Raw genomic sequence first — 17,972 nt, 5'->3', positions numbered from 1 at the left:
GTGTGGAAATGAGATCGCGCCACAAGCTCCGCTGCGCTCCCTCTCCCCTTGTTGGAGAGGGTTGGGGTGAGGGGTAGCCCCAAGCGAGGTCGGAGTTCGTGGCTACCCCTCACCCGTCTCGCCGCTACGCGGCGAGCCACCCTCTCCCACAAGGGGAGAGGGAATGAGAGAGCTGCGCTCACCTCGCTCGAGCACGAGACACCGAAAGTCGCGGCCACGTCGCGCGCCATGTCCCCTCACCCCTTCGCCAGCGCGCGATAATCCAGCCTGCGGTGGAACCAGTATTGATAGCCGCTGATGTTCTTCTGCATCGCGACGTTGACGAAGGGCTGGTACAGCGGGATGCGCGGGATGTCGGTGAAGGCGAGATCGACGAAGCCCTTCACGTCGGCATCGTAAGTCGCCTTGTCGCCGCTCGCGGCCGCGGTGCGCGCGCCGTCGATGAGCTTGTCCATCTCCGCCGACTTGTAGCTCATGGTGTTGAAGACGGAATTATTGCCGTGATAGCACCAGTAGAAGAAGTATTCGGGGTAATCGAGCCAGCCCGAGAACACGTTGGTGAAGAGCGGCATCTCCTTCTTGTTCAACTCGGTGCGCCAGTTGGCGCCGGGCACCTTGTTGATGGTGGTCTTGATGCCGATCTGGGCCAGGCTCTCCTGCACCAGCACGCAGAGCGGCTCGTTGACGCCGGCGAAATTCAGATCGAACGAGATCGTGGTCTCGAAGCCGTTGGCGTAGCCGGCCTCAACCAGCAGCGCCTTCGCCTTCTCCATGTCGGTGTTGTATTTGTGCGGCTGCGGCCAGGCGATCTCGGTCGGCTTATCCTTCGGCGCACCGAACATCGGGTTCGCCAGGCCAAACATCACCGCGTCCATGATCTTCTGATAGGGCAGCGCGTAGGCCACCGCCTGACGGACCTTGGGATTGTCGAAGGGCGGCTTGGTGACGTTCATGCCGATATATTGGATGCCATTGGAGAACGGCAGCGACACAACGTTGAGCTTGCCGTTCGCCTTCATCTCCTGAAAGTCCTTGTTCGGCAGCTCGTAGGAGATGTCGGCATCGCCGCGCTCCAACAGCGCGCGGCGGTTGCCGGCTTGCGGCACCATGCGCCAGATCACGCGCTTGATCTTCGGCAGCGGACCGCAGACCCAGTCGTCGTTGCGCTCCATGATGACTTCGGTGCCGGCGGTCCATTTCGTCACCTTGTAGGCGCCGGAGCCCGCGGTCTGCTGTTTCGAGAACTCGAGACCCCAGGGGTCCTTCTCGCTGGCGTTCTTCTTCACCAGCTCGGAGTTGACGATGCAGGGCACGATGACGGCGAGATCGGGAATGGTCAGCCTGTCCTTCTTCAGGAAGTCGACGCGCACGGTGTAATCGTCGATCACGACGAACTGCTCGGGTTTTGTGAGAGAGCCCGCGCTCATCTGGAAGGTCGGAAAGCCGCCGACGCTGACAGCGCGGTCGAGTGACCACTTCACGTCCTTGGCGGTAACAGGCGTGCCGTCGTGGAATTTGGCGTTCTTGCGCAGCTTGAAGGTGACCGACATATCGTCGATCTTGAAGTCCTCGGCGAGTTCGCCCTTGAACTTGTCGCGGTCGTAATAGGGCACGCCGCCGGGGCCGACCTTCATCTCGTGGCTGATCAGGCGGTCGTAGCAATTCCACGACACCTCATAGCCGGGCACGTTGGTGCCGACGCCATGGATGTCGAGATTGTTCGGACCGCCCTCCGAGACGATCAGCAGCGTCTCCGAGCGTGCGTCAGCATAGGCCGAGGAGATGACCTGCGGCATGGCCGGAAGCGCCGCGCCTGCGGCCAAACCGGAAACGGACTTGAGGAAATCGCGGCGCTTCATGAAATGGCTCCAACACAAAAGTTTCTGGTTGGAACCGGATTCGCAAGGTTCGTGCCAAGGCTTAACGGAGCGTTATTCTTGCACTAAGCCTCTGAAATTAGCGGGCATTCGCCTTCTTCAACGGGGATTCGTAAGGAACTCAGATAGCATCATTGCATACAAAGAGTCGCAATTGCTTAATAATTAGCCTGTCAAGGATCGCAGCCCATCCAGAAGGCGCCCCCTTAACTGCGATGGAGCGGCACGCCCAGGCCGTCATTCCGGGGCGATGCGCGGCATCGGGCGGCGGAACGCGCGGGATAATGGATTATCAGGTGCGCAATTGCGCACCATAGCTCGCCGCTGCGCGGCGCCCCGGAATGACGGGGAGAGCTGGGGTCGGCCATCAGCCGGCCCAGATCAGCTCCTGCAGCTCGACCAGATCATTCGCCCTCTCCTGCCAGCCCTCGATGCAGATGTGCGCGTTGAGGTCGCTGGCGCGGTGCAGCAGCATCAGGGCCATCAGGCGGCGCTTGAGGGCGAAATCGGGCTTCGCGTAGCCAAAGCCTTCGAGCAGGCTGCGCACCCTCCCCGGCCGGCCCGCCGCCATGAACGCGCTGGGCCCGAGCAGGTCGTAATCGCGCCATCCCGCCAGCACGTCGCCGAAATCGAACAGGCCGGCGAGCGACCATTGGCCGTCATCGCAGGCGAGCAGAAAGTTCTCCGGAATGTATTCGCCGATCAGGATCACCGGCCGCGCATCCATCGGAATGAGTTTTCCTGCGTCATGCAGCAGATCGTCGAGGCCTCTAAGGAATTTCGGTGCAAGGCCAAGACGCTCGTGCCTGGCACGGCAGCCCCGCATCTGCTGGCGCATGAAGTCGTTCCAGCGCGGCTCGATATGCGCCAGCTCTCCGAGCGGCGCGCGCTGCACGGCGGCGATGGTCTCGCCGATCTGGCGCAGCAAGCGCTCCTTCTGAGCTTCCGGCAGTTGCGGCCATACCTCCGAGCCGAGCGTGCCGGCAAGGCGCGTGATGACGAGATAGGGCCAGCCGTCGCGCGTTCCTTCGGCAACGATCTCCGGAATCGGCAGATCGAGATGGCCTTTCAGTTGCGCCAGCGAGCCGCGCTCGGAGACGAACTGCGCTGCGAGCATCGGCGGGAAGATTTTCAGGATCAGCTTGTCGCTGAGCCCGATGACGAGATTGGTGCCGGTCGCAAACACATGCGGCGAGCTGGTATCGAGACCGTTGCGGCGCGCGATGTCGAGCGCGATCGGCAGCCATTGCGCCGGGTCGGAGCGAAAGGCCCGAAAGCTTTTCGCGTCGGTGAAGACCGGCAATTGTTGCGATGGCGCGATGCTCATTCGCACTCGCTCATGCGAGGCGGCTTAGTTTGATTCAGTGCCAGCCCAGGAAATGGTGCACCTCTCCCGCTTCCGGGAGAGGTCGCGCCGAAGGCGCGGGTGAGGGTTTTCTCCTCTGGGGGATTGTCCCGTTGTGGAGACACCCTCTCCCCAACCCTCCCCCGCAAGCGGGGGAGGGAGCACATCTCGCTGGCGGCCACAGCTAGGCTCATTTGCAATACGCTACCGCTCGGGACTTGCGCGCTCGAACTGGCGGAGCAGCTTGTTGCCGCGCTCGACGGCGGAATCCAGCGCTGCCTGCGCGCTCTTGTGGCCGGCAAAGGCCTGCTCCAGCTCGTCCTCGATCGCGCCGCGGATCAGGACGAAGGAGCCGAGCCGGATGCCCTTCGAATTCTCCGTCGGCGGATTGAGCGTGATCTCCTCGAACGAGATCGCCGAGCCCGGGTTGCGCTCGTAGAAGCCATGCGACCGCGTCAGCTCGAAGGCGGCACGGGTCACAGGCAAGTACCCGGTGTTCTGATGCCAGGCGGCTTGCACGCCGGGCTGCGACAGATAAGAAAAGAACCGCGCCACGCCCTTGTATTCCTCGCGCGGCCGGTCGCGCAGCACCCACAGCGTGGCGCCGCCGATGATCGAATTCTGCGGCGCGCCCTTCATGTCCGGCCAGTACGGCATCATGCCGTAGCCGATATCGAACTTCGAATTCGCTCTGATGTCGGCGCGCGTGGCCGAGGAGCCGATGAAGATGCCGCATTCGCCCTTCTGGAACCGTGGCTCGGCCGATTGGCCGCGGCCGCTATAGTCGAACAGCTTGGTCTTCTGCCATTCGCTGAGCGCTGCGATGTGATGCACCAGCGACGGATTGTTGATGGTCAGCTCCGCATCCAGCCCGGCAAAGCCGTTGGCCCGGCTCGCCAGCGGCAGATTGTGGAAGGCGGAGAAATTCTCGACATGGATCCAGGACGGCCAGGACGTGGTGAAGCCGCATGGAGCGCCGCGGTCGCGCAGCCGCTTTGCAGCCAGCCCCAGTTCCGGCCAGGTCTTCGGCGGCGTCTCCGGATCGAGGCCCGCGTCGCGGAACATGGTCTTGTTGTAGTACAGGATCGGCGTCGAGGAATTGAACGGGAACGACAACAGATTGCCGGCCGCATCGGTGTAATAGCCGGAGACGGCGGGCAAGTAATCGGCCAGCGAGAACGGCTCGCCCTGATCCCGCATCAGGCTGAACACCGGATAGATCGCGCCCTTGGCCGCGGTCATGGTCGCGGTGGCGACCTCGTTGACCTGGACGATCGCGGGCTGGCTGCGCGAGCGGAAGGCGAAGATCGCGGCGGTCACCGTCTCGGTGTAATTGCCCTTGTAAGCAGGCACGATGCGGTAATCGGATTGCGAGGCGTTGAAGTCCGAGGCCAGCTTCTCGAGCTGCCGCCCGAGCTCGCCGGACATGGCGTGCCACCACGCGATGTCGGTGGCGGCGCGCACGGGAGCAGCCAGTGAGAGAGCCGCAAGGGCGGCGACGACCTGCAAAATGCGCGATGCTGAAGTCACGATGGCTCTTCCCGTACCGCGCGACAAAGGCGGCCTGCCCTGCTTAAGGCGCAGCATTTGCGGTTTCAACCGGGAATGCGCGCCGGCCGCGCCGCACAATCGCACCACGGCACCGGGCGGATGGCCTTCCCCCGACCATCTGCTAGATTGCATTGAACCTTTTCCTTCCGCCATAGACTCCACCACTAAGGGGTTGAGTGTGCCAGTGCTGAGCCGTGCCGAACTCTCGCGGACCGGGGTGATCTTCGTCGCGCTTCTGCTCGCCGCAGCCTCGATAGGCATGCGCGCGACGGGTGCCGTTGCGCGCGAGTTTCGCGCCGCCGACACCCAGACCGAGGATTATCCGACGGTCCAGGCGCTGCGCTACATGGGCGCCCTGATTGCCGAGCGCAGCGGCGGCCGCCATGAGATCAAGGTGTTCCACTCCCGTCAGCTCGGCGAGGAAAAGGAGACCATCGAGCAGACCCGGGCCGGCGCGATCGACCTCAACCGGACCAACGTAGCGCTGATCGGCAATTTCGTTCCGGCGATGAACGTGCTCGCCATGCCGTTCCTGTTCCGGTCCATCGAGCACATGCAGAAGGTGCTGGATGGCCCGATCGGCAGCGAGATCCTCGGCAGTTTCGAGCCCTACGGCTTCGTCGGGCTGGCTTTTTACGATTCCGGCGCGCGGTCGATCTACAACGGTGTCCGGCCGGTGAGGAATATCGCGGACCTTAGGGGATTGCGGATCCGGGTGCAGCAGTCGGAGTTGATGAGCCAGATGATCCGTTCGCTCGGCGCCGAGCCGGTCGAGCTTCCTTACGGGCAGGTGCTCACCGGGCTCACCAACCATCTGATCGACGGCGCCGAAAACAACTGGCCATCTTTCGTGACGACAGACCATTACAAGCATGCCGGCTACCTTGCGCTCACCGAGCACACGATGAGTCCCGAAGTGCTGGTGATCTCGCAGAAGGCCTGGCAGAGCCTGTCGCCGGATGACCAGACCATCTTCCGGGAGGCCGCCCAGCGCTCCAGCCGGTTCATGCGCGAGAAATGGCGTGACCTGGAGGAACAGTCGCAGCGCAAGGCGCAGGAAGCAGGCGTTACCATCGTCAGGGATATCGACCGCAAGCCGTTCGAGGACGCCATGGCCGCTATCTACGCCAAGGCCGGGCGCGATCCCGCCGCGGCCACGCTGATCGAACGCATTCGCAAGGTGGAGTGAGCCGCATTGGCTGCACTTGGACATCACGAGCACGCGGACAGGCCGTCCGGCCCGATCGGACGGCTGCGCGCGCGGCTGGTCGGCATGCTGCGCGCGGTGCCGATCCGCTGGCGCATCCTGTCGATCGCGGCGCTGAATTCCGCCGTGGTGGTGGTGCTGGTGGCGATGATCTGGAACGGCGCGCAGGTGCTGGGCTCGGCCTGGGACGACGTGCGCCAGGTGCGCGAGTCCGACCGCATCCTGGCGCTGCTCGAAAGCGAGACCGGGCGCCTGCATAATCTGATCCACCGCTACATCAACCAGCCGAGCCCGGACCTGTTCGCCGAGATCCTGCTGCTGCGCGAGGCGGTGCTGGGCACGCTGTCCAACCGCGCGGCCAAGGACCCGATGCTGTCGGGCTCGGTCGAGGAGCTGGAGCGCACCACCGACCGCTTCCTCAATGGTTTCGGCGAGCTGCGCAGCGTGCAGGCCACCATCGCGAAAACCTATGAGGAGCAGGTGCAGGGCCCGGCCAGGGACATGGCGGGCCTCTATTCCATCATCGAAGGCGCCACCGGCCATCGCGACGCGCTGATCTGGCCCTCGCTGGGAAAATCCCGCGAGGCCTTCACCGCGATGCTGGTGGCGGCCAATTCCTATTATCTGTCGCTGTCATCGGGCGCGGCCGACGACGCGCGCCGCAACACCGAGACGATCGAGAAGACCATCCCCGTGATGATCGATCTCGCCGACAACGACCTGCAGCGCATGGCGCTGCGGCGGCTCGGGGCCCGCACCACCGCGCTGCGCGAGGGCTTTGCAAAGCTCTCCGAACAGCTTGCAAGCCGCACCGAGCTGCTCCGCAACACCATCGACGCCAGCCAGGCCGAGGCGATCGGCGCCATCGACGATCTCTCCACCAAGATGCGCAAGCGCGAGCAGAAGGCGCAGGAGACGTTCGACCGCACGCTGGCCGCCATTTCCAGGCGGGTGCTGTCGATCGCGGTGGTCTTCCTCGGCATCATCCTCACCGCGGGCGTGATGATCGCGCTGTCGATCCGGCTGCCGCTGCAGCAGATCATGGCCGCGATGCGCGCGATCACGCTCGGCGACCTCGACCGCGAGGTGCAGGGCACCAAGGCACGTGACGAGGTCGGAGCGATGGCGCGTGCGGTGGAGGTGTTCCGCGAGAACGCGATCGCCAAGCGCGAGACCGAGGACGAGCTGCGCGCGTCCAAGGAGAAGGCCGAGAGCGCGCTTCTCGAGCTCAACACCGCGCAGCAGAATCTGATCGACGCCGAACGGCTGGCGGCGCTCGGCGGCCTCGTTGCCGGCGTCGCCCACGAAGTCAACAACCCGATCGGCATCAGCCTGACCGTCGCCTCCAGCTTCGCCCGGCGCACCGAAATCTTCGAAGCCCAGCTCAAGGGCGAGGGAGGCCTGCGCCGCTCGCAGCTGGAAGAGTTCGTGCAGTCCTCGCGCGACGCCTCGCAGCAGCTGGTCGCCAATCTCCAGCGCGCCGGCGAGCTGATCCAGTCGTTCAAGCAGGTCGCGGTCGACCGCTCCCATGCCGAGCGGCGGCAATTCTCGCTCAGCGAGGCCACCGACCAGATCATTGCAAGCCTCAGGCCGGTGCTGAAGCGCTCGCCGACCACGCTCCAGGTCGACGTGCCCGAGGGGCTGCTGCTCGACGGCTATCCCGGCTCCTATGGCCAGATCCTGACCAACCTCTTCCTCAACGCCGCCAACCACGCCTTCGCCGACGGGCGCGCCGGCACGATCACGATCTCGGCGCGGCCGCGCGGGGCCGACGACATCGAGCTCATCTTCACCGATGACGGGGCCGGCATGACCCCGGACGTGCAGCGCCAGGCCTTTGACCCTTTCTTTACCACCCGGCGCAATGAAGGCGGCACGGGACTTGGCCTGCATATCGTCTATAACCTCGTCACCCAGCAGCTCGGCGGGCGCATGATGCTGGAATCCAAGCTGGGACAAGGCACCACTTTTCGCATTATCATGCCCCGGGTCGCCAAGGGCGGCGCGCAAAGCACAGAAAGTGACGGGACTTCTCAATGGCCGAACAGGACGATGTCCTCCACCTGATCGACGATACCGGTACCGCGTCGGAGGATAGCAACGCCCGGAAATGGAAGATTGCCGTCATCGACGACGATCCGGCCGTGCATGACGGCACCCGTTTCGCGCTGTCCGACTACAGCCTCAACGGCCAAGGCCTCGAAATCCTCTCGGCCTATTCCGCGGCGGAAGGCCGCAAGCTGATGGCCGAGCACGGCGACATCGCCGCCGTGCTGCTCGACGTCATCATGGAGACCGACGTCGCCGGCCTCGATCTGGTCGAGTTCATCCGCAACGAGATCAGGAACGAGACCGTGCGCATCATCCTGCGCACCGGACAGCCAGGCCAGGCGCCGGAGCGGCGCGTGATCGTGCAGTACGACATCAACGACTACAAGGCCAAGACCGAGCTCACCGCCGATAAGCTGTTCACCTCGCTGACCGCGGCGCTGCGCTCCTATCAGCAGCTCGAGCGCATGGTGCAGACGCGGCGCGGGCTCGAGATCATCATCGACGCGGCCTCGACGCTGTACGACTTCAAGTCGATGCAGCGGCTCGCCGAGGGCGTGCTGACCCAGCTCGCCTCGCTGCTCAACGTCGACTGCGCCGGTATACTGGTCTTGCGCGACAATGGCGGCATCGACCCCGAGCTCTCGGTGCTCGCCGGCAGCGGCTGCTACAGCCGCTTCATCGGCACCACCACGTCGAAGGCGCTCGATCCCGATCTGCGCTCGATGGTGGAGGCCGCGTTCCAGCGCCGCAAGAACGAATTCGCCGACCATCGCAGCGTGATCTATTTGCGCACCGGAAGCGGCCGCGAGGTGGTGGTGCTGCTGCAGGCCGAGCGAGAGCTGTCCGAGACCGACCGCTCGCTGGTCGAGATCTTCTCCTCCCGGCTCTCGATCGCCTTCGACAACGTCATCCTCTACCAGCAGCTCCAGGACGCCAACACGCAGCTGGAGGACCGCGTCGCCCAGCGCACCCGCGCCCTGATGCAGGCCAACCGCCGCCTCTCGGCGCAATGGCTGCGGCTGCAGCGCGCCAACGGCTTCAAGAACGAGATTTTGGGCACCGTGGCGCACGATCTGAAGAACCCGCTCGGGGTGATCCTCGGCCGCACCGAGATGCTGAAGGAGCTGATCTCGACCGGCGCATCGGAAAGCGGCGTGGTCGCCCAGGTCGACCACATCCGCGACGCCACCAAGCGGCTGACCACGATGGTCGACCATTTGATCTCGGACGCGATGGCCGATGCCTTCGACATCACCATCCGCCGCGAGCCGGTCGACGTCGCGGCCCTGGTCAAGGAGGTCGCCGAGGCCAACCAGCCGCTCGCCGTCAACAAGCAGCAGGCGATCAGCGTCGCCGCGCCGGCCAACATCGTCACCATGTGCGACACCGACCGCATCCGCGAGGCGATCGACAATCTCATCAGCAACGCCATCAAATACTCGCCGATCGGCGGCAAGATCGACGTCGCCGTCAGCCACGAGGGCGGCGACACCGTCGTCCGCGTCAGCGATGAGGGCGCCGGCCTGTCCCCGGAAGATCTCGGCCGTCTGTTCGGCCGGTTCCAGCGGCTGTCGGCAAAACCGACCGCCGGCGAGAGCTCGACGGGACTTGGCTTGTCCATCGTCAAGCGTATCGTGGACATGCATGGCGGCGAGGTGACCGCCGACAGCGACGGGCCCGGCAAGGGCTCGACCTTCACCATCACCCTCCCCGCGACCGAATTGCCGTGATCCAGAGACCATGACCCAAAGCCAGCACATCATGATCGTCGACGATGAAGCCCCGGCCCGGGAGATGGTCGGCGATTATCTCAAGATGCACGGCTTCACCGTGACGCTGTGCGACGGCGGCAAGTCGTTGCGCGCCGCGATCGACGGCAGCATGCCCGACCTCGTCGTGCTCGACCTCAACATGCCCGAGGAGGACGGCCTCTCGATCATCCGCGACCTCAAGAGCCGCATCAACGTGCCCGTCATCATGCTGACGGCGACCGCGAGCCCGATCGATCGCGTCGTGGGGCTCGAGCTCGGCGCCGACGATTACGTGGCAAAACCCTGCGAGCTGCGCGAGCTGATGGCGCGCATCCGCTCGGTGCTGCGACGAAGCGCGCCAGCCAAGGCAGCAGTGCCTGATAAGGCGGCGGCGAGATCCGACAAGGACCAGCTGGTGCGCTTCGGCACCAAATGGCTCGATCTCGAAGCCCAGGCCTTGCGCGACGATGAGGGCAACGAGCATCCGCTGACCGCATCCGAGTTCGGGTTGCTGAAGGTGTTCGCGGCCAATCCGAAGCGCGTGCTGTCGCGCGAGCGCCTGTTGGAATTGGCCAATGCACGCGACGCCGAAGCCTTCGACCGCGCCGTCGATTTGCGCATCATGCGCATCCGCCGCAAGATCGAGCCCGATCCGGCCAAGCCGGCCGTGATCCGCACCATCCGCGGCGGCGGCTATCTATTCTCGCCGGCGGGCGAGAAGGCGTAGGCAGCACGGCGCGCCAAGTGCCGTAGGGTGGGCAAAGCGAAGCGTGCCCACCAATCTCTCCATATTTGCGAAAGATCGTGGGCACGGCGCTTCGCGCCTTTGCCCACCCTACGAGATCGTTCGTCCTGGCTACGCGCGCTCTCGGCGACGATGGGTGCGGCGCGACCAAACGCAAGGCGCGCAAATTCGTTCCTGCCTTGCCGAGAACGCCGCCCCGTATTTTCCGTACATTGAAATTCCACGACTTTTTACTCCGAATGTTTCGTCGCCCCGCGTCGGACGAAACAATTTGGGGGCGCACGAAACCATTTTCCCCTTTTCGTGCAGACGTCCCGAAACGTTGGCTCATTAACACTTCGGTCCAAGGAAACGCCGCTCGGTTGCGGCGCTACGGGGAGCCAAGTCAATGCGGAACGTCATCGCCATCAACGCCCAGGCCAGCCAGAGCATCATCGCCGCTCAGGCGACTTCGGACGACATGCTTCTCGAGAGCATTGCCGGCGGCAACCGGACGTCGATGCATATCCTTTATTGCCGGCATAGTGTGCGGGTGTACCGCTTCATCCTGCGCATCGTGCGCGACGCCACCACGGCGGAAGACCTCGTCAGCCAGGTGTTTTTGGACGTGTGGCGGACCGCCGGCCAGTTCCAGGGCCGCTCGCAGGTTTCGACCTGGCTGCTCTCGATCGCCCGCTTCAAGGCCCTGACCGCGATGCGCCAGCGACGCTTCGAGGACATCGACCAGGAAGACGTGCGCCAGATTCCCGACGATGCCGAGACGCCCGAGACCTCGCTCGACCGCAGCGACACCAGCGCCATCCTGCGCGCCTGCGTGCAGAAGCTGTCGCCCGCGCATCGCGAGATCATCAACCTCGTCTACTATCACGAGAAGTCGGTGGAGGAGGTCGGCCAGATCATCGGCATCCCCCAGAGCACCGTGAAGACGCGAATGTTCTATGCCCGCAAGCAGCTGGCCGAATTGCTTAAGGGCTGTGGCGTCGAGCGTTTCGCCGCCTGAGCTAACGATTTCAAAGGGATAGGGCCCGATGTCGGGCCCTTCCTGGGGACACGGAAGTGTTACCGCCCACGAAACAATTGAAACAAAGCACAACATCAGGCGGAAAAACTTCCCCCCTATAAAGCGGACATACGGTTTAGTTAAACCTCCCAAGACTTCCAGCGACCCGGACGGGATGCCCCCCTCCGGGTCGTTTTGTGTTTGGGCCTGCGTGGTTGCCGCGGGCTCCCGCCTCTCCCGCGCGCGGGAGAGGCCGACGCGCCCAGGGCGATGCGAAGCATCGGCCCGCGCGCGGCGGGTGAGGGTTCTTTCCTCTGGGGCAGTGTCCCGTTGTGGAGATACCCTCTCCCCAACCCTCCTCCGCAGGCGGGGGGGAGCGTACCTCCCGTGCCGCTCGCAACTACCGCACCCGTCACGAAGGCGTGACGCCGTGTAACGCGCCCTGCATCCGTTCCGAACTGCCCTCGTGACCTCCTTCACGAGTGCGCCATGCTCGAACTTGTCTTCGCTCTCCTCGCCGGCATTCTCACCATCGCCGCGCCCTGCACGCTGCCGATGCTGCCGATCCTGCTTGGCGCCTCGATCGGGCGCGCGGGGCATCTGCGCCCTGCGATGATCGCGCTCGGCTTCGTCATCTCGTTCTCGGCGACCGCGCTGCTGCTCGGAGCGATCGCGCGGCTGTTCGATTTCGATCCGAACGTGCTGCGCGAGGCGGCCTCGATCCTGCTGCTCGGCTTCGGCCTGTTGATGCTGTGGCCGGCGCCGTTCGAATGGCTGTCGATCCGGCTCAATGGCTGGGTCGATCTCGGCAATTCCAGCGCCTCCCAACGCGAGGGCGCGCTTGGCGGGCTCATCCTCGGTACCACGCTCGGCCTGGTCTGGACGCCCTGCGCCGGCCCGGTGCTCGGCTCGATCCTGACGCTGGTTGCGACCTCGAAGAACCTGACCTGGGCCGGCACGCTGCTGATCGCTTATGCGATCGGCGCGGCGATCCCGATGCTGGCGATCGCCTATGGCGGCCAGGCCGCGACCACGCGGGTGCGCAGCCTTTCGCGGATCTCGCCGCGGCTGCAGCAGGGCTTTGGCATCGTCGTGATCGGCTTCGCGCTCGCCGCGTATTTCCAATACGACACGCTGATCGTGGCGTGGCTCACCGGCTTCTACCCCACCGGCCAGATCGGCCTGTGATCATCCCTCATCTTCACCGGAGGACGCTTCCATGACTCTCAAATTGCTCGCCGTTTCGGCTGCCCTGATCTGCTTCACCATCACCGGCGCCGTCATCCCCGGCATCTGCGACGAGGCCGCCCGCGCGGCGCCCGTCGTCACCGCTGCCGCGAGCCAGCAGACCGCACCTGATTTCACCGGCATCAACAATTGGTTCAATTCGAAGCCGCTTGGTATCGCCGACCTCCGCGGCAAGGTCGTGCTGGTCGATTTCTGGACCTATGGCTGCGTCAACTGCGTCAACACGCTGCCGCACGTCACCGACCTCTACGCCAAATACAAAGACAAGGGCCTCGTCGTGGTCGGCGTGCACACCCCGGAATTCCCGTTCGAGCGCTCGGCCTCCAACGTCCAGGCCGCGCTGAAGCGTCACGGCATCACCTATCCGGTGGCACAGGACAATGAGTCCAAGACCTGGAACGCCTACCGCAACCAGTATTGGCCGGCGCAGTACATCATCGACCAGACCGGCAAGATCGTGTTCCAGCACGCCGGCGAAGGCAGCTACGACGAGATCGACCGCACCGTGGCGAAGCTGTTGAACGTCAACAGCTGACGCCGCACCGGCATCGCGCGGCTTGTTCAGTTGTCGCCCTTGTTGCTTGACTCCACGGACCCGTCCGTGGACTTTCGCGCTGACGCAATCAGCCGCCCGCAATGGACGACACGACCATCAATAACGACATCCGCCTTCGTGAAGGCTCCTCGATCGCGCAGCGGCTGATCGTGGCCAGCTGCGCGGCCGCGGTTGCGCTGTGCTTTACGCCGGGCCTGTTCACGCATGACACCCTGGAAATCATCATCTCGGTGGTGGCGCTGCTCGTGGGGGCAGGATTCGTCGTCGGCATCATGGTGGCGCCGGCGGTGGTATGGATCATCACACCGAACGAGATCCTGATCGGGCGGCAAAGTCCATTCGGGAAGCTCCGTACGCGGATCGTCGTAAGAGACGACATCACGGCGTTGCAGGTTCCCGGCAGCAAGCGGGTGAAGGCGCGCTTTCAGCTTGTCTTCACGCTGGCCTCGGGGGAGCGCCTGACGTCGCCGCCGATCTCCGATGTCACCCATGTTCGCGACACCGTGGCCCGGATCGCCGCGCAGTTCGACGTTCCCAATGTCGAGGATCCCGCCAATCCGCTCGATGCCAGCAATCCCGAGATGCATCTCGGCGATCCCCTCGAGCCGTTTCCCGCTCGCGACATCCGGATCGTGTCGCTGATCGCGGTCGCGCTGTGCGCCGTGCCTTACGCCTACAAGCTCTGGCGTGGGCTGTCGCCGAGCCATGTCGACATCATGCTGCTGCCGGTCGGCGCGCTCGCCGCGTTTGCCGTACACCGATACGCCAACCTCGTGACCGGCGCCTTCTGGATCATCCGCGAGAGCGATATCCGCGTCGAACGCCTGTGGGGCGACGGCAGCCTGCGCGCCGACCACATCGCGGGACCTGACGTGAAGACGATCACGGTCGAGCGCCGCGGCCGGTCCGAGGACGAGCACTGCATCGTCGTGATCCGATTGCACTCGGGGCGGAGGTTTCGCAGCCCGCGCATCGGCTCAAGGCTCGAGGCCCGCGCCGTGGGGACGGAGATCTTCCGGCGGCTGGGGATCGCGGCGGAGAGCAACAAGATCTGACTGGCATCTATTGCCCGTTGTCGAGGTTGATCTCACCACGAACTCGATCTGCGCCTCTCCCGCTTGCGGGAGAGGTCGCGCCGGAGGCGCGGGTGAGGGTTTTTCCTCTGGGGGAGTATCCCAATGCGGAGACACCCTCTCCCCGACCCTCCCCCGCAGGCGGGGGAGGGAGCGCACCTAGCCCAGCCGCCACAGCCCTATGCTTTTCGCGCCATCCCCTGTTTGTGGCATTGCCCGGCTCCGTCAAAAAACCATAGGCATTCTCGTGACATACCAGGGCGGCGCGCCATCAACTTGCCATGAACATGCCCCTCAGGTTTGATGCCTTTGGAATGATTTGCGCTGTGGCAGCGGGGAGAACTTGAGATGACGGATTTTCGTCGCCTGACCGGGATGTTCATGGCTGCCGTGGGGCTTATTCTGTCCGCTCCGCAAGCATCCGCCCAGCAGCCCGACCGCGGCGACGAGCCGGGCCTGGTCGCCGACGAGGCCTACCAGCTCGAGCCGGAATGGCAGAAGCAGGTCGTCTATTTCCGCACCACCGAACCGCCGGGCACGATTATCGTCTCGACCGCCGAGCGGCACCTCTATCTGGTTCAGCCGGGCGGGCGCGCAATCCGCTACGGCATCGGCGTCGGCCGCGACGGCTTCCAGTGGCAGGGGCTGGTGACCATCACCAACAAGAAGGAATGGCCGGACTGGACGCCGCCGTCGGAGATGATCCAGCGCCAGCCCTATCTGCCGCGCTTCATGGCCGGCGGCCCCGGCAATCCGCTCGGCGCCCGGGCCATGTATCTCGGCACCACGGTCTACCGCATCCACGGCACCAACCGTCCCGACACGATCGGCACCAAGGTGTCTTCGGGCTGCTTCCGTCTCGTCAACAATGACGTCGCCGACCTCTACGACCGCGTCCCTGTTGGCACCAAGGTGGTCATCCGGCAGAAGCCTGAACTCTAAATATCCCCTTTCTTCGTCCCCACTCCTTTTCCCGATTTTTCGAGAGCAACATGATGCGCAGTTTTCGAGGCGGCCTGCTGATCGGGCTCGCGGTCGCCGTGCTGGTCGCCGTTCTGGCCATCATCTACGAATTCTACGACACCCGTACGCTGAAGCGCACCGTGCGCCGCGGCGAGGTGCTGTGCGGCGTCAACAAGGGCCTGCCGGGCTTCTCCTACTCCGAAGACAACAAGAACTGGGCCGGCTTCGACGTCGATTTCTGCCGCGCGGTGGCCGCGGCGATCTTCAACGACCCGGGCAAGGCGAAGTTCATCCCGCTCGATGCCAGCGAGCGCTTCAAGGAATTGCAGAGCCGCAAGGTGGACATCCTCTCGCGCAACTCGACCTGGAGCATGGCGCGCGAGCTCGACTACGACCTCTATTTCCCCGCGGTCGCCTATTACGACGGCGCAGGCTTCATGCTGCCGCGTTCGCGCAACAAGGAGACCTCGCTGGACCTGACCGGCAGCAAGGTCTGCGTGCAGGCCGGCACCACCACGGCGCTCAACGTCGCCGACTACTTCCGCGCCAACAACATGAAGTATGACGAGGTGAAGTTCGAAAACCTCAACGACGTCGTGAAGGCCTACGACACCGGCAAGTGCGACACGCTAAGCGCCGACGTCTCGCAGCTCTACGCGCTGCGGATAAACCTGTCGAAGCCCGGCGACAACATGATCCTGCCGGACATGATCTCCAAGGAGCCGCTCGCCCCGGTGGTGCGCCAGCGCGACGACGACTGGATGATGATCGTGAAGTGGACGTTGTACGCGATGATCAACGCCGAAGAGCTCGGCGTCACCTCGGAGAACATCGACGAGGCCCTGAAGTCGAAGAAGCCCGAAGTGATGCGCCTCGTCGGCACCGAAGGCAGTTACGGCGAGCAGCTCGGCCTCACCAAGGACTGGGCGGCCCGCATCATCCGCCACGTCGGCAATTACGGCGAGATGTACGAGCGCAACATCGGTGAGAAGTCGAAGCTGAAGATCCCGCGCGGCATGAACCAGCTGTGGAACGCCGGTGGCGTGCAGTATGCACCACCGATGAGGTAGATGGCGGTCTATCAGCCGTCATTGCGAGTTTGGTTCAAGGCTCGCACATCGCTCTCAATCGTCATGCCCGGGCTTGTCCCGGGCATCCACGTTTTAGGGACGCGTTAAGAACGTGGATGGCCGGGACAAGCCCGGCCATGACGAACGAACTGATTGTGCGGCCGTAGCCCGGATGGAGCGAAGCGCAATCCGGGACGGTGCCGCCGCGGAGCGACCCCGGATTACGCTACGCTCCATCCGGGCTACAGGTCCCCGTTCAATACCCCCGCGCGCGCGCCAGCTGCTCGGTGTGGTAGTTGGCGTCGCCGAACAATTCCTCGCACACCCGTGCGCGCTTCATGAAGAAGCCGATGTCGAACTGGTCGGTCATGCCCATGCCGCCATGCATCTGCACGCCCTCCTGCACCGCGCGCGTCGCGGTGGTGCCGGCGCGGGCCTTTGCCACGGCGACGGCTGAGGCGGCCTTGGCGACATCGGCATCCAGTGCCTGCAGCGCCTTCATGGTGGCGGCGCGGGTGATCTCGATGTCGACATAGAGCTCGGCGGCGCGGTGCTGCAGCGCCTGGAATTCGCCGATCAGCTTGCCGAATTGCTTTCTGTTCTTGAGGTACTCGACGGTGCGGCCAAAGACTTCTTCGCTGAGACCGACCATTTCAGCGGCGACCGCGCCGCGGCCGATGTCGAGCACGCCGTCGAGCAGAGCGGCACCCTGATCGACTTCTCCGAGCACGCTGTCCGCATTGACTTCCACATTGGCGAGCTCGATCCGCGCCGCATTGTGCGCGTCGACCATGATGGTGCGTTCGATCGCGACGCCCTTGGCCTTGGGGTTGACCAGGAACAGCGTCAGGCCGTCACGCTCTCCCGCGGAGCCTGCGGTGCGCGCGGCAACGATCAGGAGATCGGCGACGTGGCCGTCGACCACCAGGGCCTTGGCGCCCGAGAGCTTGAAGCCGTTGCCGGCGCGCACAGCCTGCAAGCTTGTCTGCAGCGGGCGATGTTTCGCGCCCTCGTCGATCGCCAGCGTCGCGAGCAGCGAGCCGCTCGCGATCTTCGGCAGATAGTCCGACTTCTGCGCGGCATTGCCGCCACGGTTCAGCGCTGAGGCTGCAACCACGCTGGTGGCGAGGAACGGCGACGGCATCAAGGTGCGGCCGATCTCCTCCATCACGATTCCGGCCTCAACATAGCCGAGCCCGCTGCCGCCGAATTCTTCCGGCACGAGCAGGCCGGCAAAGCCCATCTCGGCGAAGGAGTGCCAAAACTCCTTGGAGAAGCCGGTGGGGTCTTTGCTGTCGCGCAAATGGCGCAGGTGCGACACCGGCGCCTTGTCGCTGACCAGCCCGCGCGCGCTATCGCGGAGCATCGATTGTTCTTCGGTGAGGACGAGGGCCATGTGCGTGTTTCCGATTCGAAATCTATCTTGGTTCGTCGTTCCGGGATGCGCCGCAGGCGCAGGCCCGGAATCCATACTCCCGACTGGTGGTTATGGATTCCGGGCTCGCCGCTATCGCGACGCCCCGGAATGACGGGT

At 64.5% G+C, this 17,972-nt stretch carries 14 protein-coding genes; 10 read left to right on the top strand and 4 right to left on the bottom strand.

Translation table 11 applies throughout. From position 1 onward, the window contains the following. Positions 1-236 precede the first annotated feature (236 nt). The 3 genes from IVA81_RS29665 to ugpB all read right to left on the bottom strand — a co-directional run bounded on the left by IVA81_RS29665 (position 237) and on the right by ugpB (position 4,809). Complete coding sequence (locus IVA81_RS29665; RefSeq protein WP_247324536.1) at positions 237-1,859, bottom strand: ABC transporter substrate-binding protein; 1,623 nt, start codon at positions 1,857-1,859, stop codon at positions 237-239. Between the two features lie 385 nt (positions 1,860-2,244). Continuing rightward, positions 2,245-3,204, bottom strand: a complete 960-nt coding sequence (locus IVA81_RS29660) for an aminoglycoside 3'-phosphotransferase/choline kinase family protein (RefSeq protein WP_247324530.1) — start codon at positions 3,202-3,204, stop codon at positions 2,245-2,247. A 222-nt stretch (positions 3,205-3,426) separates the two neighbouring features. Continuing rightward, entirely contained in the window at positions 3,427-4,809 is a 1,383-nt protein-coding gene (gene ugpB / locus IVA81_RS29655; RefSeq protein ID WP_247324528.1) for a sn-glycerol-3-phosphate ABC transporter substrate-binding protein UgpB, read from the bottom strand. A 142-nt stretch (positions 4,810-4,951) separates the two neighbouring features. Here ugpB and IVA81_RS29650 point away from each other — a divergent pair, with 142 nt between their 5' ends. From IVA81_RS29650 to IVA81_RS29605, 10 genes are all read left to right on the top strand, one after another. Continuing rightward, positions 4,952-5,962 (top strand): TRAP transporter substrate-binding protein, encoded by a 1,011-nt coding sequence (locus IVA81_RS29650; protein ID WP_247324526.1) that lies wholly within the window; start codon positions 4,952-4,954, stop codon positions 5,960-5,962. 84 nt (positions 5,963-6,046) lie between these two features. Then, entirely contained in the window at positions 6,047-8,047 is a 2,001-nt protein-coding gene (locus IVA81_RS29645; RefSeq protein WP_247324671.1) for an ATP-binding protein, read from the top strand. Then, a complete protein-coding gene (locus IVA81_RS29640) occupies positions 8,017-9,762 on the top strand; it encodes a DUF3369 domain-containing protein (RefSeq protein ID WP_247324525.1) in 1,746 nt (581 codons plus the stop codon). The genes IVA81_RS29645 and IVA81_RS29640 overlap by 31 nt, the downstream gene beginning before the upstream one ends. Before the next feature lie 10 nt (positions 9,763-9,772). Next, positions 9,773-10,510, top strand: coding sequence for a response regulator (locus tag IVA81_RS29635; RefSeq protein WP_247324524.1), 738 nt, complete (start codon positions 9,773-9,775; stop codon positions 10,508-10,510). Positions 10,511-10,916: 406 nt separating this feature from the next. Next, positions 10,917-11,528, top strand: a complete 612-nt coding sequence (locus IVA81_RS29630; protein WP_247324523.1) for a sigma-70 family RNA polymerase sigma factor — start codon at positions 10,917-10,919, stop codon at positions 11,526-11,528. A gap of 489 nt (positions 11,529-12,017) precedes the next feature. Further along, positions 12,018-12,716, top strand: coding sequence for a cytochrome c biogenesis CcdA family protein (locus IVA81_RS29625; RefSeq protein WP_247324522.1), 699 nt, complete (start codon positions 12,018-12,020; stop codon positions 12,714-12,716). Between the two features lie 31 nt (positions 12,717-12,747). Continuing rightward, positions 12,748-13,311 (top strand): thioredoxin family protein, encoded by a 564-nt coding sequence (locus IVA81_RS29620; RefSeq protein WP_247324519.1) that lies wholly within the window; start codon positions 12,748-12,750, stop codon positions 13,309-13,311. Positions 13,312-13,412: 101 nt separating this feature from the next. Next, positions 13,413-14,387: a hypothetical protein gene (locus IVA81_RS29615; protein ID WP_247324518.1), complete on the top strand. Its 975-nt coding sequence runs from the start codon at positions 13,413-13,415 to the stop codon at positions 14,385-14,387. Positions 14,388-14,753: 366 nt separating this feature from the next. Then, positions 14,754-15,347, top strand: a complete 594-nt coding sequence (locus IVA81_RS29610; RefSeq protein ID WP_247324517.1) for a L,D-transpeptidase — start codon at positions 14,754-14,756, stop codon at positions 15,345-15,347. Positions 15,348-15,400: 53 nt separating this feature from the next. Further along, a complete protein-coding gene (locus tag IVA81_RS29605) occupies positions 15,401-16,438 on the top strand; it encodes an amino acid ABC transporter substrate-binding protein (RefSeq protein ID WP_247324669.1) in 1,038 nt (345 codons plus the stop codon). A gap of 256 nt (positions 16,439-16,694) precedes the next feature. Here the strand turns inward: IVA81_RS29605 and IVA81_RS29600 are convergent, their stop codons facing one another. Next, positions 16,695-17,834: an acyl-CoA dehydrogenase family protein gene (locus tag IVA81_RS29600; RefSeq protein ID WP_247324516.1), complete on the bottom strand. Its 1,140-nt coding sequence runs from the start codon at positions 17,832-17,834 to the stop codon at positions 16,695-16,697. Between the last annotated feature and the right edge of the window lie 138 nt (positions 17,835-17,972).

It is taken from the genome of Bradyrhizobium sp. 141 (genome assembly GCF_023074055.1).
GTDB lineage: Bacteria > Pseudomonadota > Alphaproteobacteria > Rhizobiales > Xanthobacteraceae > Bradyrhizobium.
The sequence above is the reverse complement of the archived record's forward strand: the minus strand, read 5'-3'. Positions and strand labels throughout refer to the sequence as shown.